The 23,587-nt window shown below is 53.0% G+C and carries 22 protein-coding genes, 1 tRNA gene and 1 pseudogene; 18 read left to right on the top strand and 6 right to left on the bottom strand.

The features are described 5' to 3' along the window. Positions 1 to 423 precede the first annotated feature (423 nt). On the bottom strand, positions 424 to 1,878 hold the full coding sequence (locus ACF8PE_RS08340) for an amidase family protein (RefSeq protein WP_392494764.1): 1,455 nt from the start codon (positions 1,876 to 1,878) through the stop codon (positions 424 to 426). 123 nt (positions 1,879 to 2,001) lie between these two features. Further along, positions 2,002 to 2,490 (bottom strand): GNAT family N-acetyltransferase, encoded by a 489-nt coding sequence (locus ACF8PE_RS08335; protein WP_077227653.1) that lies wholly within the window; start codon positions 2,488 to 2,490, stop codon positions 2,002 to 2,004. Positions 2,491 to 2,575: 85 nt separating this feature from the next. Here ACF8PE_RS08335 and ACF8PE_RS08330 point away from each other — a divergent pair, with 85 nt between their 5' ends. Further along, positions 2,576 to 3,550, top strand: a complete 975-nt coding sequence (locus ACF8PE_RS08330) for a LysR family transcriptional regulator (protein ID WP_223263920.1) — start codon at positions 2,576 to 2,578, stop codon at positions 3,548 to 3,550. A 227-nt stretch (positions 3,551 to 3,777) separates the two neighbouring features. Here ACF8PE_RS08330 and ACF8PE_RS08325 read toward each other — a convergent pair whose 3' ends face one another. Both ACF8PE_RS08325 and ACF8PE_RS08320 read right to left on the bottom strand, forming a co-directional pair. Further along, positions 3,778 to 4,926, bottom strand: a complete 1,149-nt coding sequence (locus tag ACF8PE_RS08325) for an FAD binding domain-containing protein (RefSeq protein WP_155166554.1) — start codon at positions 4,924 to 4,926, stop codon at positions 3,778 to 3,780. Continuing rightward, a complete protein-coding gene (locus ACF8PE_RS08320) occupies positions 4,923 to 5,582 on the bottom strand; it encodes a DsbA family oxidoreductase (protein WP_077227649.1) in 660 nt (219 codons plus the stop codon). Before ACF8PE_RS08320 ends, ACF8PE_RS08325 begins: the two co-directional genes overlap by 4 nt. 107 nt (positions 5,583 to 5,689) lie before the next feature. Between ACF8PE_RS08320 and ACF8PE_RS08315 the strand changes: the two genes are divergently transcribed. Beyond that, positions 5,690 to 6,610 carry a LysR family transcriptional regulator gene (locus ACF8PE_RS08315; protein WP_392494763.1) on the top strand — a complete coding sequence of 307 codons (921 nt, stop codon included), beginning with the start codon at positions 5,690 to 5,692 and terminating at the stop codon, positions 6,608 to 6,610. Positions 6,611 to 6,769: 159 nt separating this feature from the next. Beyond that, positions 6,770 to 7,873: pseudogene (locus tag ACF8PE_RS08310) on the top strand (NADH:flavin oxidoreductase/NADH oxidase). A 106-nt stretch (positions 7,874 to 7,979) separates the two neighbouring features. Here ACF8PE_RS08310 and ACF8PE_RS08305 read toward each other — a convergent pair. Beyond that, entirely contained in the window at positions 7,980 to 9,041 is a 1,062-nt protein-coding gene (locus ACF8PE_RS08305) for a LacI family DNA-binding transcriptional regulator (RefSeq protein WP_071886474.1), read from the bottom strand. A gap of 221 nt (positions 9,042 to 9,262) precedes the next feature. On the opposite strand from ACF8PE_RS08305, the gene ACF8PE_RS08300 reads away from it, so the two are divergent. The 7 genes from ACF8PE_RS08300 to ACF8PE_RS08270 all read left to right on the top strand — a co-directional run bounded on the left by ACF8PE_RS08300 (position 9,263) and on the right by ACF8PE_RS08270 (position 14,194). Next, the gene (locus tag ACF8PE_RS08300; RefSeq protein WP_103793005.1) at positions 9,263 to 9,703 is read left to right on the top strand and encodes a PTS sugar transporter subunit IIA; all 441 of its coding nucleotides are present in this window, start codon (positions 9,263 to 9,265) and stop codon (positions 9,701 to 9,703) included. Positions 9,704 to 9,711: 8 nt separating this feature from the next. Further along, on the top strand, positions 9,712 to 9,978 hold the full coding sequence (locus tag ACF8PE_RS08295) for a PTS sugar transporter subunit IIB (RefSeq protein WP_032617437.1): 267 nt from the start codon (positions 9,712 to 9,714) through the stop codon (positions 9,976 to 9,978). 31 nt (positions 9,979 to 10,009) lie between these two features. Then, positions 10,010 to 11,272 (top strand): PTS ascorbate transporter subunit IIC, encoded by a 1,263-nt coding sequence (locus ACF8PE_RS08290; protein WP_032617436.1) that lies wholly within the window; start codon positions 10,010 to 10,012, stop codon positions 11,270 to 11,272. Between the two features lie 22 nt (positions 11,273 to 11,294). Next, positions 11,295 to 11,972: a D-allulose 6-phosphate 3-epimerase gene (gene alsE / locus ACF8PE_RS08285; RefSeq protein ID WP_032617434.1), complete on the top strand. Its 678-nt coding sequence runs from the start codon at positions 11,295 to 11,297 to the stop codon at positions 11,970 to 11,972. A 234-nt stretch (positions 11,973 to 12,206) separates the two neighbouring features. Then, positions 12,207 to 12,677, top strand: a complete 471-nt coding sequence (locus ACF8PE_RS08280) for a PTS sugar transporter subunit IIA (protein ID WP_163604466.1) — start codon at positions 12,207 to 12,209, stop codon at positions 12,675 to 12,677. Between the two features lie 55 nt (positions 12,678 to 12,732). Beyond that, positions 12,733 to 13,044 (top strand): PTS fructose transporter subunit IIB, encoded by a 312-nt coding sequence (locus ACF8PE_RS08275; RefSeq protein WP_077227643.1) that lies wholly within the window; start codon positions 12,733 to 12,735, stop codon positions 13,042 to 13,044. 43 nt (positions 13,045 to 13,087) lie between these two features. Continuing rightward, positions 13,088 to 14,194, top strand: a complete 1,107-nt coding sequence (locus tag ACF8PE_RS08270) for a PTS fructose transporter subunit IIC (protein WP_392494762.1) — start codon at positions 13,088 to 13,090, stop codon at positions 14,192 to 14,194. Between the two features lie 179 nt (positions 14,195 to 14,373). On the opposite strand, the gene ACF8PE_RS08265 is transcribed toward ACF8PE_RS08270, so the two are convergent. Next, positions 14,374 to 14,461, bottom strand: a tRNA-Ser gene (locus tag ACF8PE_RS08265). Between the two features lie 178 nt (positions 14,462 to 14,639). Between ACF8PE_RS08265 and ACF8PE_RS08260 the strand changes: the two genes are divergently transcribed. The 8 genes from ACF8PE_RS08260 to ACF8PE_RS08225 all read left to right on the top strand — a co-directional run bounded on the left by ACF8PE_RS08260 (position 14,640) and on the right by ACF8PE_RS08225 (position 23,583). Then, a complete protein-coding gene (locus tag ACF8PE_RS08260) occupies positions 14,640 to 16,463 on the top strand; it encodes an iron ABC transporter permease (protein ID WP_148568922.1) in 1,824 nt (607 codons plus the stop codon). 1 nt (position 16,464) lies between these two features. Next, entirely contained in the window at positions 16,465 to 17,544 is a 1,080-nt protein-coding gene (locus ACF8PE_RS08255; RefSeq protein ID WP_059308329.1) for an ABC transporter ATP-binding protein, read from the top strand. A gap of 26 nt (positions 17,545 to 17,570) precedes the next feature. Continuing rightward, on the top strand, positions 17,571 to 18,674 hold the full coding sequence (locus tag ACF8PE_RS08250; RefSeq protein WP_103793008.1) for an ABC transporter substrate-binding protein: 1,104 nt from the start codon (positions 17,571 to 17,573) through the stop codon (positions 18,672 to 18,674). Positions 18,675 to 18,713: 39 nt separating this feature from the next. Continuing rightward, entirely contained in the window at positions 18,714 to 20,141 is a 1,428-nt protein-coding gene (locus tag ACF8PE_RS08245) for an inositol monophosphatase family protein (RefSeq protein WP_392494761.1), read from the top strand. Then, positions 20,131 to 21,165, top strand: coding sequence for a LacI family DNA-binding transcriptional regulator (locus tag ACF8PE_RS08240; protein WP_150870439.1), 1,035 nt, complete (start codon positions 20,131 to 20,133; stop codon positions 21,163 to 21,165). The genes ACF8PE_RS08245 and ACF8PE_RS08240 overlap by 11 nt, the downstream gene beginning before the upstream one ends. A 321-nt stretch (positions 21,166 to 21,486) precedes the next feature. Further along, on the top strand, positions 21,487 to 21,864 hold the full coding sequence (locus ACF8PE_RS08235) for a hypothetical protein (RefSeq protein ID WP_392494760.1): 378 nt from the start codon (positions 21,487 to 21,489) through the stop codon (positions 21,862 to 21,864). 312 nt (positions 21,865 to 22,176) lie between these two features. Then, positions 22,177 to 22,878 carry a hypothetical protein gene (locus tag ACF8PE_RS08230; protein ID WP_392494759.1) on the top strand — a complete coding sequence of 234 codons (702 nt, stop codon included), beginning with the start codon at positions 22,177 to 22,179 and terminating at the stop codon, positions 22,876 to 22,878. A 225-nt stretch (positions 22,879 to 23,103) separates the two neighbouring features. Further along, complete coding sequence (locus ACF8PE_RS08225) at positions 23,104 to 23,583, top strand: type VI secretion system tube protein Hcp (RefSeq protein WP_150870433.1); 480 nt, start codon at positions 23,104 to 23,106, stop codon at positions 23,581 to 23,583. Positions 23,584 to 23,587: the final 4 nt, after the last annotated feature.

Here is a 23,587-nt window from a genome sequence, read left to right as displayed (position 1 = left end):
CTTTCAGGCGACTGAGAAGCGTGAGGGAGCGTGAATCCGGCTGAAAATCGCCGAAGCGTTGACCGCAGGCCGGGGCGAGGCGCAGGGACGCGCCGAGCGGGCATAGCCTGCAAGGATGCAGGCTGGTGCCCGACCCGAAAGCCTGAAGGAATAAGCTGAGGGCACCGCGAAGCGGCGATTTTCTTTGCCGGGAGCCGGGGTAGCCAGGGGGGAGGCGGCGAGCCCCCCTGGCACGTTCACCGCAGCGGAGGGGGCATAAAGCAGAGGTGCTGTAGTGAACGGAACCCTTCCACTTCATTAACTTAGAAATACCGAATCGCTTAACTGACTGGCATTACTGCCCTCTGGCAGCCCTTTTCTTATTTACTTAAGACCGGAAGACCGGACTCCGCACTACTGCGTTGCCTTCATTTACCTGATTTATCAGGTTTCATTCGCCACAGTAAAATCGGGTAGCACCCGCTTACCGATAACCTTCTCAACAGCTTCGGCAGCATAAATAACCGCGTAATCCTGTCCTGGGGCGCCATACACCGTGACCCCGAACGGCAGACCGGCTGCATCCGCACCTGCCGGTATGGCTACCACTGGCACACCTGCTTTGCCGGTACATTTGGCCGCCACCGTCATCGGAGATAGCAGGACATCAGCACTGCCTTTCTTCAATGCGGCCAGAATCCCTTCGTGCAGGCTCAGCGCAACATCATGCCTGCGGTCGTTAATGTATTGTGCAGAGCGAATATCAGGGGACGCTTTGGCAGCGTCGAGAAGAGACTGACCATAGGGGATCGCCTCCGGGTGTGATTTATTCCACTCAATAATATCGCCCATCGAGGTCATACCGCACGGCTTAAGCCCGGCGAGCAAGGTGTTAAGACTGCTATGGAACTCGGAACGGAAAACGCATGAACGCACTGCGTTAAGCTGCTCTGCAGCGGGCATATCGCAGGGATCAACTATGATGGCGCCAGCCCGGAACAGCGAGGCAAGAAGGTCGTTGAAAATAGCCTTATGGTCATCGGTATTCACATTGTCGGCCATAAAGCGGCGGGGAATACCAATTCGCAGACCCTGCAAATCGTTGTGCCTGCTCGCGTCATCAGAAAAATCAGCAAGCGTGGCGGTGTCATTCATATCCGGTCCTGCTATAGCCTGAAATATCAGCAGAGTATCATCGACAGAACGTGTCAGGGGGCCGGGTGAGTCCTGGCTGGGGACAAGCGGAATAAGCCCGTGACGACTAACCTGGCCTACGCTGGGCTTAAACCCGACAATCGAGGTGTGCACGGCCGGGGCCTGAATAGAATTCTGCGTTTCAGATCCGATTGCGAAGGCACAGAACCCCGCTGCCACAGCCGCAGCGGAACCGACGCTTGAACCCTGGCCGCGTCCATACTCTACCCCCAGCGGATTGCGAACCACCCCACCCGCCCCACTGAACCCGGACGGCATGGTGTCTGCCACAAAATCTGCGAATTCAGTCAGATTGGTTTTGCCCAGCAATACTGCGCCAGCGTCACGCAGACGCGACACTAACGTTGCCTCATAAGGAGGGAGAAACTCCGCCAGTGCACTTGCCCCGGCAGAAGCGAAACTGCCGTCCCCGGTAAAGACATTATCTTTCGCAAGATAGGGTACGCCATGGAGTGGGCCTCTTGAATGCCCTGCAGCGAGTTCGTCATCTGCTCGTTTTGCCTCCTCCAGGGCGAGCCGGGAAATACTTCTGACGCAATTAAGGCCTTTCTCACCCGGATTACATTGCTGGATACGATTTAAATACCATTCGGTCGCTTCGACAGACGTGAGTTGGCCGGATGCTATAGCCTCACCAATATGCCGGGCAGAGCCTGTGGTCAGAAGAAGGGAAATATCTTTCATATTCCGGGTTCCGTAATGAATAAACTGAACCCACAAAATACAAGAACAGTCTGCGCGCACTTATACAATTCCGCGCATTTAAATCGGGATTAATAAACCTAAAGGTTGAAAGTGTGAGATGCTTTAAAGTGCTTCCCGCGTTGCGAACTTTTCAAGCGCCGGTCCGTCGAGACGATAGCGAACCCACTCCGTCAGGGGAAGAGCATCGATACTCATATAAAAATCTTTTGCAGATTTATCCCACTCAAGAACATTCCATTCGATCCGGCTGCATTTCCTGCTGATGGCAAGCTGCGCAATATACTGGAGCATCAATTTACCCGCCCCTAAACTGCGATAGTCAGGCATAAAATAGAGATCGTCCATACTCAGGCTGTGACGGCCTAACCATGTCGAATAGCTCATGGAAATCACAGAGTATCCGGCCATATTTCCATCAATTTCACAAACATACGCTTCTGCGGTGGTATCCGTAGAAAACAGTGACGTTCTTATCTCTTCCACATCGGGGACCGCGTCCTGGGGGCCTTCCCTGTAAACGGATAATCCGTTGATCATGTTATAGATGGCGTCAGCATCCTGTGGATTTGCCTGCCTGATCGTCACACTCATAACCATTGCTTCCCCTCTGGAGTTTGTCAGTTGTCAGGATAAACGGTATTGTTCAATGAATTAAGTGCAATAAAATCAATCGAAGGTGAATTTCGTGCATCATGTTTTGCGGCGTCTGGATCTCAATTTACTGCCTATTTTCGATGCCGTGTTCAGGCACCGTTCTGTCAGACTGGCCGCAGATGAGTTGTCAATGAGCACCTCGGCGCTGAGTCATGCCTTAACGCGATTGCGAGAATTCCTGAAGGATCCGCTTTTCTACCGCGAAGGACATAAAATGTGCCCAAGCGTGTATGCTTTGCAGCTCGCCCCGCATATTGCTGAAGCTTTGCAGGCGCTGAACCAGCACCTCAGCCCGGTGAAGCCCTTTGATCCCCTGACCAGCAACGAGTTTTTCCGTATTGCCGTCACGGATTACACGGCGTTTTGTGTGTTTCCTGTCTTAATGAAGGAGATCCATAACATTGCGCCGGGTATCAATTTTGAACTCTGCCATCTCCCCCATAATCCGGCCCTCAATGAACTCCTGGCGGGTGAAGTCGATCTGGCGCTGAGTTTCAGTGAGCCTGACGAAGTTAAACACCCCGATCTGGATGAAATAGATCTGTTCCAGGACGAGTTCGTTGTGATCAGCAACGCTCGCCGCCAGACCCTCTCACTTGAGGATTACCTTAAAGCCGGTCACCTGGTCGTCACCCCATGGAATGAAAAAAGGGGCTTACTGGACACCCACCTTGAACGCATTGGGCTTGAACGACGTATCACCCTTAAAACGCCGTCAATGTTAAGCTCACCCCATGTTGTCGCCGAAAGTGAACTGCTGATGGCAATCCCTACCTTTGTCGCCGGCAAAATTGAAAAGATGGCAAATGTCAGAACCTTTAAGCTCCCTTTCTTTGCCCCTCCGTTTACCGTAAAAATTTTCTCGCACAAACGCAGTGGCAGAAAAAAATCAACCGAGTGGTTAAAGGAGTACATATCGAACTGCATCCATCATGCAGACTACGTGAATAATCTGCCCTCCAGCGCTTCTGCAAATGCTACCGATCGGCGGGCATAAAGATGTAGTTATTAACCTGTAAGCGATTGTCGTTTGTGAATAAGCGGCCAGATTTGGCAAGAAGAATTAACCTTTTCACTTAAACACCCGGGTTAAATAGGTTTCCTCAATGGCCTTGAATTCTGTTTAACCCCTGGCGTCTGCTTAACCCTGACTCAAGTCATGGCATGCAGAATGAGTTCCGGGCAGGACGGAGACACGTTAAGCAGACCCAGCACAGCTTCCGCCTACGCGCTGCCAAAAAGCAGTCGATTTCCCATGCTCATCCCCATTTGGCGTAAATATTTGCCGCGAAAGAGTTGTTCCCCTTCCCATTCGGCAAGGGCTTTGTCGGTATCGTCAGGCCAGGCCTTCAACGCATCCCCTAATGCCAGCGCATTGGCGGCTGCTTTTGAGGTGCTCGCCGCAGTATGAGGGCGGGGGATCGCGGCCGCGTCACCCAGTAAGATCACCCTGCCCTTCACCATCTTATTGACGGCGAGATCGCGTATCGCCTGGGCAAAAGGTTCCTTTGTTGCCTGCACGATGTCGCGGAATCCGGGCGGGAGCAAACGCTGAGCCTCTTCCTTCAGGTGCGCTTTCCAGCGTGCAGACAACAGCCCTTCCGGCACGGAATAGCTGCGCGCAACACCGTCGGTCCCCGTCATGATCGCTTCACGCTGCACGTCATCGACCACCCGATACCAGACCCAGTTGTAAAAACGGTGCCCAGGCCGTAAATCGTTATCCGCGCCCGGCACCAGATAGCCCAGAATGTGCGACCCTTCGTTGCTGGCGAAAGCAAAGTCGCCGTGAAGCTGCTCTCTGGCGAGCGCAGGCATGTCGTTTTCAGGCACCAGCCCGCGCCAGGCGATATACCCGGCATACTCTGGCGTGTCGCTCCAGAGCAGTTTACGCACAAATGAACCGTTGCCGTCAGCGCCGATAAGCAGATCCCCGGTCACCTTTGCCCCACCTTCAAACAGGGCCGTGACATGGTGGTTATCAGGAAACGCCACATCCGTAAGCACATGGTTTTTGTGATAATGAATATCGCTGATCGTCGAGCGCATCAGGGAATAGATCAATGACCACGAGGTTTGCACCTGAGGCGCATACTGCCGGTGTTCCACCGAGCCGTCCGGGCGATACACGACTCGGTGCGATGAGCGCACGCCCAGATCGTCCCAGTTGCGTTCGATGCCGCTGCGGCGAATGAGCTCCACCACTTCGGGCTGGAGCACAATGCCGCCGCCCCTGCTGTCCAGATCCCGGGCCGAGCGCTCGAAGATATCCACCTCCCAGCCCGCCTGCTGCAGCATATTCCCGGCAAATAATCCCCCTAAGGAGCCGCCAATAATAATGGCCCGCTTTCTTGGGCGTGTTTCACCGATCATATCTGACCCCCTTCCGTTTTAATCGGGTTGCGATACGCATCCATGATGTAATAGCGGAGCTGATCCACCGGAACGGCGCCTGTCAGCCGGATACCGGCAATATCAAGGGTTGGCACGCTATTGATATCGCCCTGCCGCGCCAGGTCTTCCAGCTGGATCACTTCCGCTTCTCCCGCGGTACTCAGCAGATAATTGTGCGCGGCCTCTTTGTCCATCCCGCACTCGCCCGCCACTTCCGCCAGAACATCAAGGTCGCCAATATCCCTCCCCTCCTCGAAGTAGGCCTGGAACAGACGTTTAACCAGCAGGGATCGGGCCGGTCCGGCCCCGGCAAAGAGCGTCAACCGATGCGCAGCAAAGGTGTTGGGCACCCGCTGAATCGCCGGATAGTTGAACGTGACATCGTCAGTTTTGCCTTTCTCAACAGTGTGCTCATCCAGCTGATGTGAATACGCCCAGCTACCGAATTTCGCGCGTCGGTAGGCTGTACGGTCCATGCCTGCCAGCGGCATACCCGGGTTGAGTTCAAGGGGAAGCCAGTCAACCTCGACCTCGACGTCTTCGGGCAAGGATTGCAGCACCTTTTCCAGACGCGCATCTGCGATCCGGCACCAGGGACAAATAAAATCTGACGTAACCTTAATGGATATTTTCATGTTTCACCTCTCACTGAGCGGAAGGCTAACACTGTTACTTAAAGGTGATAATATGATTAAAACAGCTAACAGAGTTGCGCGATGCGCAACGATGCGGGGAGAGTAAAATGGATATGCTGGCATCGCTTGAGGCCTTTATTACCGTGGTCGAAGAAGGCGGGTTTGCACCTGCGGGCAGAAAATTAGCCCTGGCGACGTCCTCGGTAACCCGACAGATTGACGGACTGGAAAAGGTGCTGGGCACGCAGCTGCTGACCCGCTCGACACGCAGCGTGGCGCTGACGGCGGCCGGGCATGTGTATTTCGAGCACGCGGTCAGGATCCTCAACGACCTGGAGTATGCCAATCAGGAGGTGCGGGACCAGACGGGAGAGCCGCGGGGAGTGTTACGAATAAGCTTACCGGTCTCGTTTTCCAGGCTGCATATCGCCCCACTGCTGGCCCCCTTTTCTCGCCGCTATCCGTTAATTTCCCTGGATCTGACCTTTACCGACGAGGTCGTCGATCTGGTGGAAAAGCGGCTAGACTTGACTGTCCGACTGGGTAAAGTCGACACGCCCAATCTGATCGCACGTAAGTTACTTTCCCAGCGTCGGTGCGTCTGTGCCAGCCCGGACTACCTGAAAGCGCAGGGTTATCCTGATGCGCCAGGCGATCTTAAAAACCACAACTGCCTGATCTTTTCCTATTCATCCGGCAAAACGAAGTGGTATTTCAACGGGGAAAGCCAGGTCGCCATCGATGTTAAAGGTACCCTGAAATGCAATAACTCGGAAATATTGCGCGAGGCGGTGTTAAGCGGCTATGGCATCGCGCTGCTGCCAGACTGGCTGATTGGCAAGGATATTGCCGAAGGGAAGCTGATCAGGTTACTGCCGCAATGGCGCGCGGAAGTGAATGATGGAGAGGATGATTCCGCGATTTATGCCATCTACCATCCCACCCGCAAGAACACCAAAAAAGTGAAGGTGTTTGTCGATTTTCTGATGGCGCATCTTTCACCCGAGCCGGAAAGTGTAGAGCACTAATGATATAGCGTTGCGCCAGGCGCAACGCACTTTTGCGCAAACGGGAGGTTCAGTTATCACTGCCTGTGCGTTATGTTGATGAATATTCAAGGATAAAAATCGTCGCATCCTGACCAGGACCCGGCCCCTTTTCTAACGCTGCAATCTGGAGTGACATGTATGTCTCAACCCAAGCTGTTTACACCGTTACGTATCCGCAATCTTGAACTCGAAAACCGTATTGTGATCGCCCCCATGTGCCAGTACTCCGCCGAAGAAGGCTGCATGACTGACTGGCATACCCTCCATCTGGGACAACTGGCACAGTCCGGTGCGGGCCTGCTCACCATTGAGGCAGCAGCCGTTTCCCCCGAAGGCCGCATTACCTACGCTGATGTCGGTCTCTATGATGATAAGACAGAAGAGGCGATGGGCCGGGTGCTCGCCACTATTCGTAAATGGTCAAATATTCCGGTTGGCATCCAGCTGGCCCATGCGGGGCGCAAAGCTTCAACGTACAAGCCCTGGGATAAGCAGGGGCAAATCCCACCGGATCAGGAAGGTGGCTGGCAAACTTTAGCCCCGTCTGCGGTGCCTTACAGCGAGGGTTACACCATCCCGACCGCCCTCGACAGCAACGGCCTGGCCGAAATCCGTAACCAGTTCGCAGAGGCCGCCAAACGTGCCGCCCGGCTGAATATCGACCTGATCCAGATCCACGCCGCGCATGGTTATCTGTTACATCAATTTTTATCCCCGCTCTCTAACCAGCGTACGGATAATTACGGCGGGTCGCTGGAAAACAGAGCCAGATTCCCGCTGGAGATTGTCGATGCAGTGCGGGAAGCCTTCCCGGCCGATAAAGCCATCAGCGTGCGTATCTCCGCAACAGACTAGGTCGAGGGCGGGTTTAACCTTGAGGAAGCGGTCGAGTTCTCGAAAATGCTGGAAGCCCGTGGCGTGGATGCGATTCACGTTTCCAGCGGCGGCCTGCATCCCGACCAGCAGATTGATGTCTACCCTGGTTATCAAGTGCCGCTGGCAAGAGCGGTGAAAGCTGCCGTGAAGATCCCGGTGGTGGCGGTAGGGTTAATCACTAACCCTGAACATGCGGAATCCATCGTCGCCAGTGGGGATGCGGATATCATTGGTATCGCCCGTGGCGCGCTCTACAATCCGCGCTGGCCATGGCATGCAGCGGCGGAACTGGGGGCCCAGGTACATGCGCCCGATCAGTATCTGCGCTGTCAGCCCCATACGCTGAAGAACCTGTTTAAGTCCTGATCGTGTTGCTGAGGTCAACCCGCGGCTCAGACGCATTGCGCCGGGGGATGGCCAGTGATTGAAAGTTACCCTGCCCTATTCGGCAGGGTAACTCATCAAAGCGATTTTACCGGGATGATGGCTTGCGGGTGCTGGCGCGAACTTGCAGCGTTGAGGGCAACTCAATGGCTTTATCTGTCGATTTGCCATCCAGGAGATCCAGCAAGGTTTTTCCTGCGACCGTCCCCGTTTCACTCCAAGGAAATTCCACCGCAGTCAGAGCCGGAGAGCACACTGCGGCGAGGGTACTCCCACTCAGGCTTGCCAGTGCCAGGGTGTCAGGCACTTTTTGCCCCGCGCCGTGGCAAGCCATAATGCAGCCGCAGGCAATTTCATCCGAAGTGCAGATCAGCGCATCCAGCTCAGGCCAGGTAATACGGATATCCCCCAGCAGGTTTAAACCGGTCGTAATCCCGGCTGGCAGGTGAGAAGTCACCACCCGATGTGGGGAGTGGTTAACCGAGAGCATCGCGCTGTTCCAACCGCTCAGAACCTGGCGGAACATAATGTTATTGGAGGCGGTGCAAAGCAGGCCGATATTTTTATATCCGGCCTCTGCGAGCGATCTGACCAGCTTTTTAATGGCCGCAGCGTAGTCAACGCCAATGCTGACCCAGCCTGCATCGCGATTAATGGCACCGATCTCAACCACCGGCACGCCGGTGTTACTTATCATCTGCGAACAGCTGCTGATGTTATCAATATTGAATTGAATGATCGCCGCCGGGTTGTAGGCGAGCATTTGCGCAAACGCGTTTTCTTCACTCTGCCCCCCCTGCCCGGACTCGATAAACATCATGCTATAGCCCTGCGTAGCGAGTACGGTCTGCAGCGTTTCGGAGACGGCCAGAAAACCCGGGGCGGAAAAAGCAGGCACCACGCCCATCACCAGGCGGGAGTCAGCAGAGGCCAGGCTGCGGGCCTGCAGGTTGGGTACATAGCCCAGCTCGCTCACCGCAGCTTCAATACGGGTGCGCAGTTCAGGATTCACTTTCTCAGGCATACGTAACGCGCGTGACACGGTCATCGTGCTCACGCCGACCAGTTTTGCAACTTCAGCGAGCGTAATTTTACCGGTGTTTTTCCTGCGTTTTTCTCTCGCGCTATCGTCCGCATCTAACGTGTGCACTGATGTCCTCCTTTCGCCTGACTGGGCAGCCATTGTAAATGATGTTTACCGTTTTGCGCATTGCCCAACTGCAAAGTAATGAGCAGTATCGTTAATAAAGTTAGCGGTAACAAGAATTTTAACATTCCAGCCATGTTAGCGCTAACTTTGAGAGCAGGATCACGGTAAGCCACAAAGGCATTCCACTATAGTAAACTCACTTTCAACGCATCCGGGTATTTATGATTACGACCTGGTTACCTGCAGAAAATATCCAGATTGTGGATTCAGTCAGCGACTGGAAACAGGCCATTAGGTTATCTGCTCAGCCCTTACTGGCGAAAGAGACGATGACCGAAGCTTATATTGACGCCATTTTTAACAGCCATCAGGAATTGGGGCCTTATTATGTTTTAGCCCCTGGCCTGGCGATGCCTCATGCTCGCCCGGAACAAGGCGCAATTAAAAACGGGTTATCGCTTTTACATATTAAACAAGGCGTTTCTTTTGACGCCGAAGAGAATGACCCTGTTTACGTTGTGATTATGTTATGTGCGCTTTCGGGAGATGAGCACATCAATATGATTACCGCTCTGGCGGACATTTTTAGCGATGATGAACGACTCTCAGCGCTGCTGAAAGCATCATCAATTGAAGAAATTCAACGCGTTATAAAGGGATAGAGGTAAAGATGAAAAAGGTTCTGATTGTGTGTGGTAACGGGTTAGGCAGTAGTTTTATCGTTGAAATGAACGTGAAAAAAATCATTAAAGAGCTGAATAAAGAAGCAGAAGTTTCCCATACCGATCTGACATCGGCAAAAAGCGAAACTGCCGATATTATTCTTAGCGCCCGGGATATTGCGGAACATCTGTCCGGCCATTCTGCCCAGGTATTTGGTTTATCTAACCTGCTGGATAACAATAAAATCAAAGAAATTCTCTCGGAAAATCTCTGATTAATTATTTGCGGCCTTACGGAGTCATTCTATGCTGCAGTTTATTATTCATGATGTGTTGGGTACACCCGCCATACTGGTCGGCCTGTTTTCCCTGATTGGCTTATTATTACAGAAAAAAGCGTTTTCTGAGGTTATTTCCGGAACCCTCAAAACCATTATGGGTTTTGTGATATTAACATCCGGGGCGGCGATCGTCGCGACGACGTTAACAACCTTTAGCCAGCTGTTTGAGCATTCATTCCATATTCAGGGGGTCGTACCCAATACCGACGCGATGGCGGCGCTGGCGCAGAAAAACTACGGCACCGCCACGGCAATGATTATGGTGCTGGGGATGCTGTTTAACATTGTCCTTGCCCGTATCACACCGCTGAAATACATCTTCCTGACGGGGCACCACACGCTCTATATGTCGGCGATGCTGGCGGTGATCCTCTCCGTTGGCGGTCTGTCGCCGTTCTGGGTGGTACTGGTGGGGGCGGTGATCCTCGGCATCATGATGGTGGTCTCGCCGGCCATTCTGCAGCCGTTCACACGCAAAATAACAGGCACTGATGACCTGGCGCTGGGGCACTTTGGTTCAACCGGCTATCTGCTGTCGGCGCTGGTGGGGAAAGCGATCGGTAAAGGCAGCCCGTCGATTGAAGAGCTGAAGGTCCCGAAATCCCTGAACTTCCTGCGTGACTCCTCGGTCGCCATCTCACTGACGATGATGATCCTGTTCGTGATTCTGGTGCTGGTTGCAGGCAAAACCTTTGTTGAGTCCAGCATCAGCGGCGGTCAGAACTTTATTATCTTCGCCATTATCCAGTCTCTGACCTTCGCGGCAGGCGTGTGGATCATCCTTGCGGGTGTTCGCATGATTATTGCCGAAATTGTTCCGGCCTTTAAAGGCATCGCCGACAAGCTGGTAAAAGACGCTAAACCGGCCCTCGACTGCCCTACCGTCTTTCCGTTTGCCCCGAACGCGGTGATCGTCGGATTTCTGTCAAGCTTCGCCGCCGGTCTGGTGAGTATGTTCCTGTGCCCACTGTTTGGTTTAAGCGTCATCGTTCCCGGCCTGGTGCCGCACTTCTTCTGCGGCGCGACGGCGGGCGTTTACGGCAACATCTGCGGCGGTCGTCGCGGCGCGGTGGTGGGTGCTTTCGCTCACGGTCTGCTGATCTCATTTTTGCCTGCGATTTTGCTGCCTCTCATGGGCGACCTTGGTTTTGCATCCACGACCTTTGGCGATGCGGACTTCGGCGTTGTGGGCATCATTCTCGGGCATGTCGTTTCACTGTTTAACTAATTAATTCTGCTGGAGGTGAAGTATGGCGGCTAAATTTTCGCCCTCGTTAATGTGCATGGATTTAACGCAGTTCAGAGAACAAATTACGGCCATGAACAGCCGGGCTGATTTTTATCACGTCGATATTATGGACGGTAGCTACGTGAAGAACATTACGCTGTCACCGTTCTTTATCGAAAACCTGAAGAAAATTACCGATGTCCCTATTGATGTACATCTGATGGTGAATCACCCGGAAGATATTATTCCCATGTGCATTGATGCAGGGGCCGATATTATCAGCTTCCACCCGGAGACAGCGAATAACAAAATCTTCCGTCTGCTGAACCAGATTAAAGATGCGGGCCGTCGTTGTGGCGTGGTGTTAAACCCGGCTACCCCGGCGGATGCAATTAAAGAGTACGCCCACCTGCTGGATAAAGTGACCGTGATGTCGGTGGATCCAGGCTATGCGGGGCAGAAATTTATTCCAGAATCACTTAATAAAATCAAGCAACTGATTGCGATGCGCGAGGAGAATGGTTACCACTACCTGACCGAGATTGACGGCTCCTGCAACGAGAAAACCTTCAATGTCATCTCCCGGTCCGGCGTGGACGTCTTTATTGTAGGAACCTCGGGCCTGTTCTCTCTGGCGGATAATGTCAGCGAGGCCTGGGATAAAATGGTCGATATTTACCAGCGCGAAGTCGCTGCCTGAAAATTGCAGCGCACTCAGCCGTATTGAGCCATCGCGCAGGGCAAAGAGTCTATGTAACCGGTCTGGCTCTTTGTCCTCGCCCTTGATTGATACGGTTGAGGGTGCTGTAACCCTGTTATTTCTGGCGTTTCCTTTAACACCTTGCCCCACGGCAGGTATTGCTTTGCCCCTACTTTTAGCTGGCGCCGTTAACCCGGCTGCCCAGGCATAAATTTATATTAACGAAGGATAATTATGGATATTTCGAATGTACTTAATGTAAAGAACATCAAATTAAACATGATGGCTAAAAGTAAAGAAGAAGCCATTGAAGAATTAACTAATTTATTGGTGCAGGATGGGGCTGTCATTAATAAAGAAGATTTTCTGAAGGATGTCTGGCTACGCGAGGAGCAAGGGTCCACGGGTTTCGAAAATCATATTGCCATCCCGCATGGTAAATCTTCAGGCGTTGCCCGTACTGCCCTGGCGATGGGACGAACCCAATATGAAATTCCCTGGGAAACGATGGATGGTAGCGATGTCCGCTGCATTATCTTATTTGCGGTCTGTCTGGTGGATCAAAATGCAACGCACATCCGACTTTTATCCCAGGTCTCAGGCTCTCTGGCCGATGAGGAGATAATAGAAAAATTACTGCAAGAAAATGATCCCCAGAAAATCATCGATCTGTTGAACGCTGAAAACGAAAGCGCTAACGCTTAACGTCATTATCACCTCTGCCATAGCATGGCAATAAAGTCACTCCTGGAGAACCGTTATGAATATTGTCGGAATTACAGCTTGTACTGTTGGCATTGCCCATACCTATATCGCGCAAAAGAAAATTGAAATTGCAGCAAAAAAAGCCGGACACAATGTCAAAATTGAAACGCAAGGCACTATTGGTATCGAGAACGCATTAACCGCCGAGGAGATTGCCCAGGCCGATATCGTCCTGTTAGCCGCCGATGTGAAAGTGTCTGGTGAAGAACGTTTTGCCGGAAAGAAAGTCGTTAAAGTCCCCACAGAAATGGCCGTTAAGTCGCCGAATAAGCTTATTGAAAAACTTACTGAATTAGTTAATTCATAATTTTTACCTGTGCGTATCCTGTCTGAAAGAAAGGACATAATGTATGAATATAAAAGAAATATGGAAAGCAGCAAATCCTAAAGGACATTTGCTGACGGCTATCTCATACTTGATTCCCATTGTCTGTGCTGCTGGATTTATTATTGCTATCGGTATGGGTCTTGGGGGTACGGTTCAGGACGCATTGGTGCCGGGCCAGTTTGATCTGTGGCAGGCCTTAGCCACCCTGGGGGCCAAAGCACTCGGACTTTTACCCGTCGTGATTGCCATCGGTATTTCCGGCTCGATCGCGGGCAAGCCCGGCATTGCACCGGGTTTTGTTGTCGGTCTGGCGGCTAACACCATTGGTGCCGGTTTCATCGGCGGCATGATTGGGGGTTATATCTCCGGCTATATTGCTCTGGCAATTATAAAAAATGTTAACGTCCCGGCGTGGGCCAGGGGGTTAATGCCGACATTGATTGTGCCATTTTTTGCCTCCATTATCAGTGCCCTGATCATGGTGTATATCATCGGTACGCCTATTGGTATTTTTACCGATGCACTCACCTCCTTCCTGAGAAGTATGGGGACCTCATCTAATTTACTCTTAGGGGCGGTTATTGGGGCGTTATGTATTATTGACTTTGGCGGGCCGATCAATAAAACCTGCTTCGCATTTGTTTTAACGCTTCAGGCGCAGGGTATCAATGAGCCTATTACTGCCCTTCAGCTCGTTAACACGGCAACTCCTATCGGTTTAGGGCTTGCATTTTTTATCGCCAAACTTATTCGCAAGAATATCTACAATAACGAAGAGATCGAGATGTTGAAATCGGCGGTACCGATGGGGGTCGTGAACATTGTTGAAGGCTCTATACCTATAGTAATGAATGATATCGTTCGTGGTATCACTGCGGCGGCCATCGGTGGCGCGTGTGGGGGTGCGGTCACCATGGTATATGGTGCGGATGCGACAGTACCTTTTGGCGGCGTGCTGATGATCCCTACCATGTCGAATCCTGTGGCGGGTATTATGGCCTTGCTGGTCAATATAGTTGTAACAGCCACTGTTTATGCCGTTATCAAAAAAGACGTTCCTCGCGATGTTATTATCAACAACGATAATGAAGAGGAAGATCTCAATCTGGATGACATTAAAATAAGCTAAATGTACACCTGAGCATCGTCAGGGTGTTTTCTCGCAAGGCCAGTGAAAAAGGTATTCAACGTTCACTCACTGGCAGTTAATCACAGACTGCACGACGATGCTTCATAGACGCCCATTTCTGCTATAAACCGCAAAAGCAAAAAACCCTGCGATATTGCTATCGCAGGGTTTTTCAAATTTGGCGGAAGCGTAGAGATTCGAACTCTAGAACCCTTTCGGGTCGCCGGTTTTCAAGACCGGTGCCTTCAACCGCTCGGCCACGCTTCCAAAGTGAGGCGCACTATAAACATCTCTGCGCGCTATGTAAAGAGGAGAAGTGAAGAATTTGATAATGTTCCGGTTTTACACGCCCCGCACTTTTTTGCACATATGTGCAAACTTTTAGCAAAAATGTAACATTGCCTCGATATATTCCTGACTGTCTTTCACAGCCAGGGGTCAACGTGTGTCATACCAATCTGATATCCACCCACGCCACAGCGCGTGGCAAAAGCTCCGCCATACTCTGTCGATTATCAGTCATGAGCCGGCCAACCTTCTGGCCGTGCTGCTGCTCGCTCTGTTCAGCTGGATAATCCTGGCTCCGGTCATTTCCGTACTGCTGAACGCGCTGCTGGTGCAGAGCGGCGATGAAGGCCGCACCGGTGCCACCGAAGGGACATTCACCGCTTATTATCTGCTGCGCACCCTTAGCTCGCGCATGTCCGATCTTCTGCTCTGGACACCGTTGCTCAACACCCTCGCGGTGGCGCTGAGCACCGTCGCCATCGCGCTGGTAGTGGGCATTGTGCTGGCGTGGCTGGTCAATCGTACCGATATCGCCGGCCGCAAGTGGTTTGCCACCCTGCTTATCGTGCCCTTTATGCTGCCCTCCTGGACCTTCGCCCTGGCGTGGAGCACCCTTTTCAAGAACCACGCCATCGGCGGGCAGCCGGGATGGCTGGAGGCGATGGGGATCCAGACCCCGAACTGGATGGCTTACGGCTACTTCCCGATTGTGACCATTATGGTGTTGCATTACGCCCCGCTGGTGATCCTGATTGTCGGCAATGCCCTGAAGCGCATGGACAGCCAGATGGAAGAGTGCGCTCAGGTCCTCGGCGCATCCCGCCGGGTTATCGCCTTTAAAATTATCATCCCACTGGTCCGCCCGGCGCTGCTCTCCGCCGCCCTGCTGATTTTTGCTGACTGTATCGGCGAGTTCGCCCTGCCCTATATTCTCGGCCTGCCGGTGCATTTCGATACGCTTTCTACCGGGCTGTACCGGGCCATCGGCACGCGCCAGTCCGGCGTGGCGGCGGTGATTGCGGCGGTGATCATGCTGATGGGCATGCTGACCCTGCTGCTGGATATGAAAATGCTGCGTGAGGCGAAACGCTTCGTGACCCTGGGCGGCAAAGGCGTGATGGAACGCCGCCATAGCCTGGGACGCTGGCGCAGCGTCGCGACCGCCCTGCCGCTGGCATTCGTCCTGCTGGGGGTGGCGATCCCGCTTCTGACCCTGTTCCTGTCGACGGTCATGATCCTGCCGGGCCGCTTTAGCGCCGATAACTTCACCCTCGATTACTGGATTGGTCATAACCTCGACACCGTGGCCCTGCACAACGGGATCCTGCTGAGCGCCGAATTCTGGCACACGGTGTGGAACACCCTGGTCATCGTTGGCTCGGCGTCCCTCGCCTGCGGCGTGCTGGGCCTGCTGGTGGGCTACGCGGTGCTGCGCTGCCACTTCCGCTGGGTCGCCGCCGTCCTGCGTCAGCTGACCTTCCTGCCTTATCTGGTGCCGGGTATTGCCTTCGCCGCCGCCTTTTTATCGCTGTTTGCCGTGGCCCGCGGGCCGGTTCCGGCGCTGTATGGCACCCCGTTGATCCTGATCCTCGCGCTGATTGCCGAAAAAATGCCGTATGCCAGCCGCTCCGGCATCGCGGCGATGACCCAGCTTGGGAAAGAGGCCGAGGAAGCGGCACGGATTGCCGGTGCCGGCTGGTTCGCCCGCCTGCGCCGTATCGTCATCCCGATTCAGGCCGCGCCGCTGGCGACCGGGATCCTGCTGCCGTTTATCTCAGGGATTAAAGGGGTCAGCCTGTTCGTCATTCTCGCCACCCCGGCGACGGACGTGCTGACCACCTGGTCCCTGCGCCTGATTGACTACAACTACCAGCAGGCGGCTAACGCCGTGGTGCTGATGATTGCCCTCATTTCATGGGCTGGCACGGTGATGATCCAGAAGATCACTGGGACTGGTCTGGCTGATGGTCTGGAGAAATAAGATGCCCACTATCCACTTAACGAATCTCAGCAAAACCTATCCGGGCAGCGATGCCCCGGCGGTCAACAATATCAACCTGACGGTGAAAGATGGCGAATTTATGTGCCTGCTGGGGCCATCCGGCTGCGGCAAGACCACCATCCTGCGGATGATTGCCGGCATTGAGCACGCCAGCGGCGGGGAGATTAGCATCGGCGATAACGTTGTCGACTCCATCGCCCGGGGCACATACGTGCCGCCGGAAAAACGCGGCATCGGACTGGTCTTTCAGAGTTACGCGCTCTGGCCGCATATGACCGTCGAGCAGAACGTCGATTTCGGCCTGCGGTTACAGAAAGTGCCCACCAAAGCGCGTATCGCCCGCTGTCAGGACGTGATGGAAAAACTGCGTATTGCCGATTACGCCAGGCGCTATCCGGCGCAGCTCTCCGGCGGTCAGCAGCAGCGTGTGGCCCTGGCCCGCATGCTGGCGGTAAATCCTGGCGTACTGCTGCTGGACGAGCCGCTCTCGAACCTCGACGCCACGCTGCGTCTGGAGATGCGCGCCGAGCTGCGCCGCCTGCATGAAACCTTCGGCACCACCATCGTCTTTGTCAGCCACGATCAGTGGGAAGCGATGACCCTTGCCACCACCATTGCGGTGATGAGCGCCGGGCAGATGCAGCAGGTGGGTACCCCGGATGAGATTTACGCCACCCCGGCCAACCGCTTTGTCGCGGAGTTTATTGGCACCCCGCGCCTGAACATGATCCCGCTTCACCAGCCCTGTAGCGAGCTGGCACAGCATCTGCAGCGGCGCTTTACCCTGCACGAGCAGACCCAGCTCTGCGGCATCCGCCCGGAGGAGATCGTGCTGAGTGCCGAGTCGTGTAGCAACGCCGTTCCCATGACCATCGATAACATTATGCCCACCGGCGGCAGCTGGGTGATTGAGCTGGTGGCGGGCGAAGACCGGCTGTTCCACTCCACGCAGCTGCGGCCGCGCTGGCAGGCCCGTCAGCAGGTGCATTGCCAGCTCCCGACCTCGTCCCTGCACTTTTTTAACCGCAACGGACTGCGTCACGACGTGACCGCGAATTAACCTCCATTGACTCTTAAGGAACACACATGAAGCGCAAGTTGTCCGCCGTCCTTATCACCAGCGCCCTGCTGAGCAGCGCTGTCGCTCAGGCTGAAACCGCCGATCTGCAAAAGCTGATCGCCGCCGCGAAACAGGAGCAGCCGATTACCGTTTACGCCTCGACCGGTAAAATCGTGCAGCAGGCCAAAGCCTTTAGCGAGCAGTACGGCTTGCAGGCCGTAGGCGTGAAGGCCGATGCGCCGCAGATCATTGAAATCATGAGCCGGGAAGCGCAGGCCAAAAACGTCCGCGCCGATGTCGCCATCGTTGAGGACGCCCCTGCCGGAATGACGCAGCTACTCAAAAAAGGCTATGTCCAGAGCTGGGTGCCGGACGATCTGAAAGGCGACATTCCCGCCCGCTATCAGGACCCGCTGACCGTCGTGCTGGCCCCGAACGTGTTTGCCTATAATACCGATCATCACGCCACCTGCCCGGTGACCAATCTCTGGCAGTTGACCGAGCCAAAATGGCGGGGCCGCGTCGCGATGCAGGACCCCACCAGCAAACCGGCTTACACCGACTGGTTCAGCCAGATGGAAACCCACTATGACCAGCAGGTTCGCGATGCCTATGAGCAGCAATTTGGCAAGCCGCTGCAAACCGATGAGAAGTCTGCCACGGCAGCTTTTGTGAAGGCGCTGGCGGGCAACGGCGTGTTGCTCACCCATTCCGATAACGACGCGGCATCCGCCATCGGCGCGCCGGACGGCAAAACCGACTTTGTTGGCCTGGTGTCCACCGCCAAATTCCGCGACAACAAGCAGGGGATGAAGCTGGGTCTGTGCAGCGGCCTGAAGCCGTTTATCGGCTGGAACTACCCGAGCCTCGGCGTGGTGGCGACCGGCAGTAAAAGCCCGAACACCGCGAAGCTCTTTACCTATTATCTGCTGACCGCCGAAGGCATCGCCCCTCAGGGCGTGGACGGCAAAATGTCCACCAACCAGAAGGTGAACCTTCCCGCCGATGAAGCCTCCGGCATTGCAAAGCATCGCGGCGAGCTGATGGAATACCTGACCGCTACCGCCCAGAACGACTGGGAAAGCCGCCAGGACTGGCAGGACATCTGGAGCCTGAACTACAAGAAGTAGTTTTCAGCGTACATTTTCTTTCTGAACAGGCAGCACACTTTGACTACTCATGACATTGAACTGCGGGAAGCTGCGCTGAGGCGCATTATCGTTGACGCCGGAGAGACCGCCCTGCGTTTCTTCCAGTCGCGCAAACCCGGCGAGTATGCGCTGAAGGGCCATCAGGATATCCTGACCGAGGCCGATACCTTCGTTGAAAAACAGGTTCTGACCGCCCTTTCCGGGGCATTCCCGAACGATCTGATCCTCGGTGAAGAGTCCGCCAGCCAGCCTGCCAGCGCGGAGAGCCTGTGGGTGGTGGATCCCATCGACGGTACCGCCAACTTCGCTCGCGGTATCCCCCATTTTTGCGTCTGCATGGCGTGGGTTCGCCAGGGCGTGACCGAGCTGGGGGCGATTTACAACCCGGTCAGCCAGGAGTTGTATCTGGCCCGTCGCGGCCATTACGCCCTGAAAAACGGTCAGCCGTTGCGCTGTACCGCCATTACCGACCCGCAGCGAGCCGCCGTTGAGCTGGGCTGGTCTTCCCGTCACAGCCAGAATCACTACCTGAAGGTGCAGGCCTCATTGCTCAATCTGGGCACCAGCGTGCGCCGGGGCGGTTCCGGGGCGCTGGCGCTGGCCTGGGTGGCGGAAGGCCGTACCGACGGGTATCTCGAAATTCATATGAACGCCTGGGATTGCCTGGCGGGGCTGTTGCTGGTGCGGGAAGCAGGCGGCCTGACGGGCGTGGTTCCTGAAAGTGCCGAAGGGATATTCAGCGGACTGCCGGTCCTGGCCGCCGCCCCCGGTATTGCGGCTGAACTGGCGGCAGCGGCGGGTATTCCCCTGACGATCGACGCTGAGGCGAAGCCAAGGGCTGGTCATTTCCCCCGTCCGCCCATCAGCCTGATCGCCGAGAATTTTTCCGGCTGGGAGGTGGATATTTATATCGGCGGTTCCAGCGGAGTGAGCGATGCGGCCCTGCTGGCGGAACATGATATCGGGATCGTGATTAACTGCGCGGTGAATCTTGATATCGACTGGGTGTCGCACCCGGAAGCCAGCGCGCCTGTTCATCTGCTTAATCATGGTTCAGGCCCGGTCCGCTATTACAAGCTGGGGCTGGTGGATGGCGAAGGCAATGCCCCTGAAATGCTGCACGCCGGTTATCAGCTGATGCGTTCGGCCCTATTGCAGCAGATCCCGGATAAAGCCTCTTACCGAAACCGTAAGCGCGGCAATATTCTCGTCAACTGTCGCGGTGGGCGGAGTCGTTCCGTCGCCCTGGTCGCGCTGTTTATGCATCTGGAGTGCCCGGCGCGCTTCCCGACCCTGGAGTCCGCCATCGATCTGATCCGCGACCGACGCCAGCTCCACCCGGACGAGTGGTATGAAACGCCGAAGCCGTCGCTGATCCGCCTGGCCGAACATGCCATTATCCGCGAACGGGCCATCGCCGGAGTGGAACAGCGTCATGAGCAATAACAGCCTGAGGAAAAACCCTGGCTTCGCCAGCGCCACCGAGGTGGCGCGCCTGGCGGGGGTCTCCCGTTCCGCGGTGTCGCGGACCTTTACGCCGGGCCGCAGCGTCTCTGAGGATACCCGACGCAAGGTGCTGGCCGCTGCCGAAGCGCTGAATTACCACGTTAACCATCTGGCGCGGGGGCTTTCCCGGGAGGAGAGCCGCCCGGTCTGTATTCTGGGCGGCAATCTGTCGTTCCCCTGGCAGGCCAGCCTGCTTGACCACCTGACCCGCCGCCTGCACCATGCCGGACGCGCGGTGATGGTGATCAATACCGATGACGACGAAGCGAGTGCCAGAGAGGCATTGCAACAAACGCTGAATTACCGCTCAACGGCCACCATCGTGCTGTCGGGCAAACCGCCCGCGTCCCTGATTGAACTCTGCCTGCAGAGTGGACAGCAGGTAATAGCGATCAACCGCATGGGGCAGTTCCCCAGCGCGGACAATATTGATATCGACTACAGTTCGACGATGAAGGAAGCCCTGGACCACCTGATGGCTGCACAATGCCGCCGTCTGGCTATTGTCTCCTCCTCCGCCCGCTCCCCAAGCATGATTACCCGTGAAACACGCTTTCTGACGGCCGCGGCCGAAGCGAGCGCCGGGGTCACGCTTATCCGCCCCGGCAGCGCCAGCTACCAGACCGGCGTCCTCGCGGCTCGTGAGTTGCTCAACCTGCCATCGCCGCCGGACGGCGTCTTTTGCGTCACGGACCTCATCGCCTGCGGCTTTATCGATGCCGCACGCCACGAGTTTGGCCTGCGCATTCCAGAGGACATCCGCGTTATTGGTTTTGATGATATCGACCAGGCAAGCTGGCTGGGGTATCAGCTGACCACCTTCGCTCAGCCGCTGGCAGAGATGGCGGAGGCCGCCTGTGAGATGTTGCTAGCCGCGGATGCCGAAAAACCGGCCAGCCGGGTTTTCAGGGCGACGCTGGTGAAACGGGGAACGACGGGCCCTGCCGGGTACGGTGCAGCCTGATGCCCTCCCCCCGGCCCTCTCCCACGGGGAAGCATGTCAAAACAATTGAACAAAGAGCGAGATAATTAAAGTTAGAGAACGTTAATTTAATTCATTTTTAGCCGTTGCATGAGTAAGTTTTGCTCATTACGTTAAAGTTTAAGAAACCGTTTTTTTTAACTCGTTTTGAACTTTAACTGCGAATAAATCTGCACTTATTATGCAAAGGATATGAATAAAGCAAATCAACCTTACTACGAAAGCACCAGAGAACCTTTCCCCTAAAGCCGCCGCTTATATAGCTTATCATGCAAGCGGCGAACGAGGCACAGGACGGGTCGGGTGCGCGTCTATCTATATGGATGTAAAACATTCCTCTATCGCCATTTTGTAGGGAAAATAGCAACATTTCTGACGCCAGGTGAATACCTGGCAATGTCTATCAGTAGCGCACTTGAGACGTTCGAAAACCTTTCTTCATGCTCGGGTGTGATCAAAGTTACTAAAACAAGCGGTACGCTTGCAGAACGGTTTGAGGCACACAAAACCGATTTTATTGCTTCTGGAAAACCGGATGAAGAGTCCGTTGCCCCTACAAAATTTATGAATAGCGATTTCCTGACGGATAATATTAAACGCTTTTGTGGGAGAAAGAGTGTTGATTTATTTATTCCGAGAGATCATTTCCGCACCTTTTTTAAATATTGGGCGAACAATTGAAAATCACAAAAGAAATTAGTTAATAAATTCAGCATCATGATTTACATGACGTATCATCGGTTCATTATGATAAATATGATTATAAACAGGAAAAACTGGAAGCGCGTTTGAAATGGGAAAATAAGCTCAAAAAACAATGAACAACAATTAACCACACATTACATTCACCAGCTTAATTATTTAAAGCCACCTATCTATCTGGATAATATGAAGGTGGCTTTTTTTTACTATTTACAAGAATTGAGAGTATGATCACTTTGAACAAAGCGAAACGTATAAGATGATCAAAGTATTAAATCACAGGAACATATTATGTATTACAGTGAAGATATTATTAGAAAAATAGGAACCGACAAAGAATTAGCCGTGAGATTAGATAAGGCCATGGCTGGTGTAAAAGATGGTTTTGTGGATTATGTGGATAATCTTGGTGATGCCGCCACGCGCCTTTTATATTACACCTCATGTTTCACTAAAAATTATCATGATGTATGCGTAAGATTAAGAAATGAAGATGTTAGATTTGTTTTGGGATTAAGCCAACTAATAAAACACCGTGATTTGATTTTCAGAATGATTACGCTTTATATAGAAACCATTCTCAAAAGCAAAAATGAAACAGAGAAAAAAACACTTCTTGAAAAATTAACCCCTGTCACAAAAAACATTGCCATGAAAAATGTTTCAAAAGGCGCCTTAGTTTATTCCGTTGTATCTTACATTTGTTATGGAAATAAAATGAGCGTATCAGTAGAGGCTGCTTTTGTGAAGAAATTAGGTGGGCGGGCTGGCATTCCCATTACAGCATTAAATGTATATGGGATTGTTCACAAAGCTTCTGAAAGTGCAAATAGATTAAAAAGTTTTATGCCACAATTTTATCACGCCCTTTATATGGAAAAACTTGAAATGATGTATTTCCTTATTGAGCCAATTATTATGAAGGCTGGATATTTAAATGTAAGCACAGCAACTGACAATGAAATTACTAAAGCTTTAAAGAGAATAATGTGATTATGTTTGGGCCAATCAAGAAATTTTTAAAGCAATTCTTCAATAGTTTTATAGAGGATTGTTTGAATGATATTTATTGGTATAGCGTATTTATATCTGCTGCTTTTTTTGCTGGAATAGTAGCATCCAATATAGATGATTCAAAAGTAGCAGGGGAAATAATCTTAGGCATCCTTATAATCATATTCGTAATTGCTTTCCGTTTCAAAGACAAAGGATAAAAAAATGACAATACCAGCACATATTTGGCTTACCGATGAAAATAACTCACCTGTAATTGGTGAATGTTTAATGCCAACACGATTGGGTTCAACTGAGCTTAAATCGTTCAATCATTCTGTTTGGATTCCTACAGATCATAATACAGGGAAGCTAACTGGAACACGTCTTCATCTTCCTATCACATTTGAAAAAGAAATTGATCGCATCACGCCATATTTATTCAGAGGTGTATGCACTGGCAGAATATTTAAAGAAGCTATAATAAAAATGTATAGAATCAATGAAGCAGGTATAGAGCTAGAATATTTTAATATTACACTGAAAAATGTAAAAATAACAAGAATCTCTCCAGTTTTATTTCCTCTGGGAGTTGCAAGTAAGCATATGGAGGAAGTTGAAATCCGTTATGAATCTATCGAATGGAAATATTGTGATGGGAATATAATATTTAATGACACCTGGAATGGAACAGCAGTAGCATAAAAAA

Origin of the sequence: Leclercia sp. GLN_9, from assembly GCF_043105735.1 — a bacterium.
GTDB classification, from domain to species: Bacteria; Pseudomonadota; Gammaproteobacteria; order Enterobacterales; family Enterobacteriaceae; genus Enterobacter; species Enterobacter adecarboxylatus.
The sequence above is the reverse complement of the archived record's forward strand: the minus strand, read 5'-3'. Positions and strand labels throughout refer to the sequence as shown.

Coding starts and splice junctions, on each gene's coding strand:
- ACF8PE_RS08250 (WP_103793008.1), top strand. CDS start 17,571: ATGAAGCGCAAGTTGTCCGCCGTCCTTATCACCAGCGCCCTGCTGAGC.
- ACF8PE_RS08300 (WP_103793005.1), top strand. CDS start 9,263: ATGATTACGACCTGGTTACCTGCAGAAAATATCCAGATTGTGGATTCA.
- ACF8PE_RS08325 (WP_155166554.1), bottom strand. CDS start 4,926: ATGATCGGTGAAACACGCCCAAGAAAGCGGGCCATTATTATTGGCGGC.
- ACF8PE_RS08270 (WP_392494762.1), top strand. CDS start 13,088: ATGAATATAAAAGAAATATGGAAAGCAGCAAATCCTAAAGGACATTTG.
- ACF8PE_RS08295 (WP_032617437.1), top strand. CDS start 9,712: ATGAAAAAGGTTCTGATTGTGTGTGGTAACGGGTTAGGCAGTAGTTTT.
- ACF8PE_RS08290 (WP_032617436.1), top strand. CDS start 10,010: ATGCTGCAGTTTATTATTCATGATGTGTTGGGTACACCCGCCATACTG.
- ACF8PE_RS08255 (WP_059308329.1), top strand. CDS start 16,465: ATGCCCACTATCCACTTAACGAATCTCAGCAAAACCTATCCGGGCAGC.
- ACF8PE_RS08315 (WP_392494763.1), top strand. CDS start 5,690: ATGGATATGCTGGCATCGCTTGAGGCCTTTATTACCGTGGTCGAAGAA.
- ACF8PE_RS08230 (WP_392494759.1), top strand. CDS start 22,177: ATGTATTACAGTGAAGATATTATTAGAAAAATAGGAACCGACAAAGAA.
- ACF8PE_RS08240 (WP_150870439.1), top strand. CDS start 20,131: ATGAGCAATAACAGCCTGAGGAAAAACCCTGGCTTCGCCAGCGCCACC.
- ACF8PE_RS08275 (WP_077227643.1), top strand. CDS start 12,733: ATGAATATTGTCGGAATTACAGCTTGTACTGTTGGCATTGCCCATACC.
- ACF8PE_RS08320 (WP_077227649.1), bottom strand. CDS start 5,582: ATGAAAATATCCATTAAGGTTACGTCAGATTTTATTTGTCCCTGGTGC.
- ACF8PE_RS08335 (WP_077227653.1), bottom strand. CDS start 2,490: ATGAGTGTGACGATCAGGCAGGCAAATCCACAGGATGCTGACGCCATC.
- ACF8PE_RS08340 (WP_392494764.1), bottom strand. CDS start 1,878: ATGAAAGATATTTCCCTTCTTCTGACCACAGGCTCTGCCCGGCATATT.
- alsE (WP_032617434.1), top strand. CDS start 11,295: ATGGCGGCTAAATTTTCGCCCTCGTTAATGTGCATGGATTTAACGCAG.
- ACF8PE_RS08225 (WP_150870433.1), top strand. CDS start 23,104: ATGACAATACCAGCACATATTTGGCTTACCGATGAAAATAACTCACCT.
- ACF8PE_RS08280 (WP_163604466.1), top strand. CDS start 12,207: ATGGATATTTCGAATGTACTTAATGTAAAGAACATCAAATTAAACATG.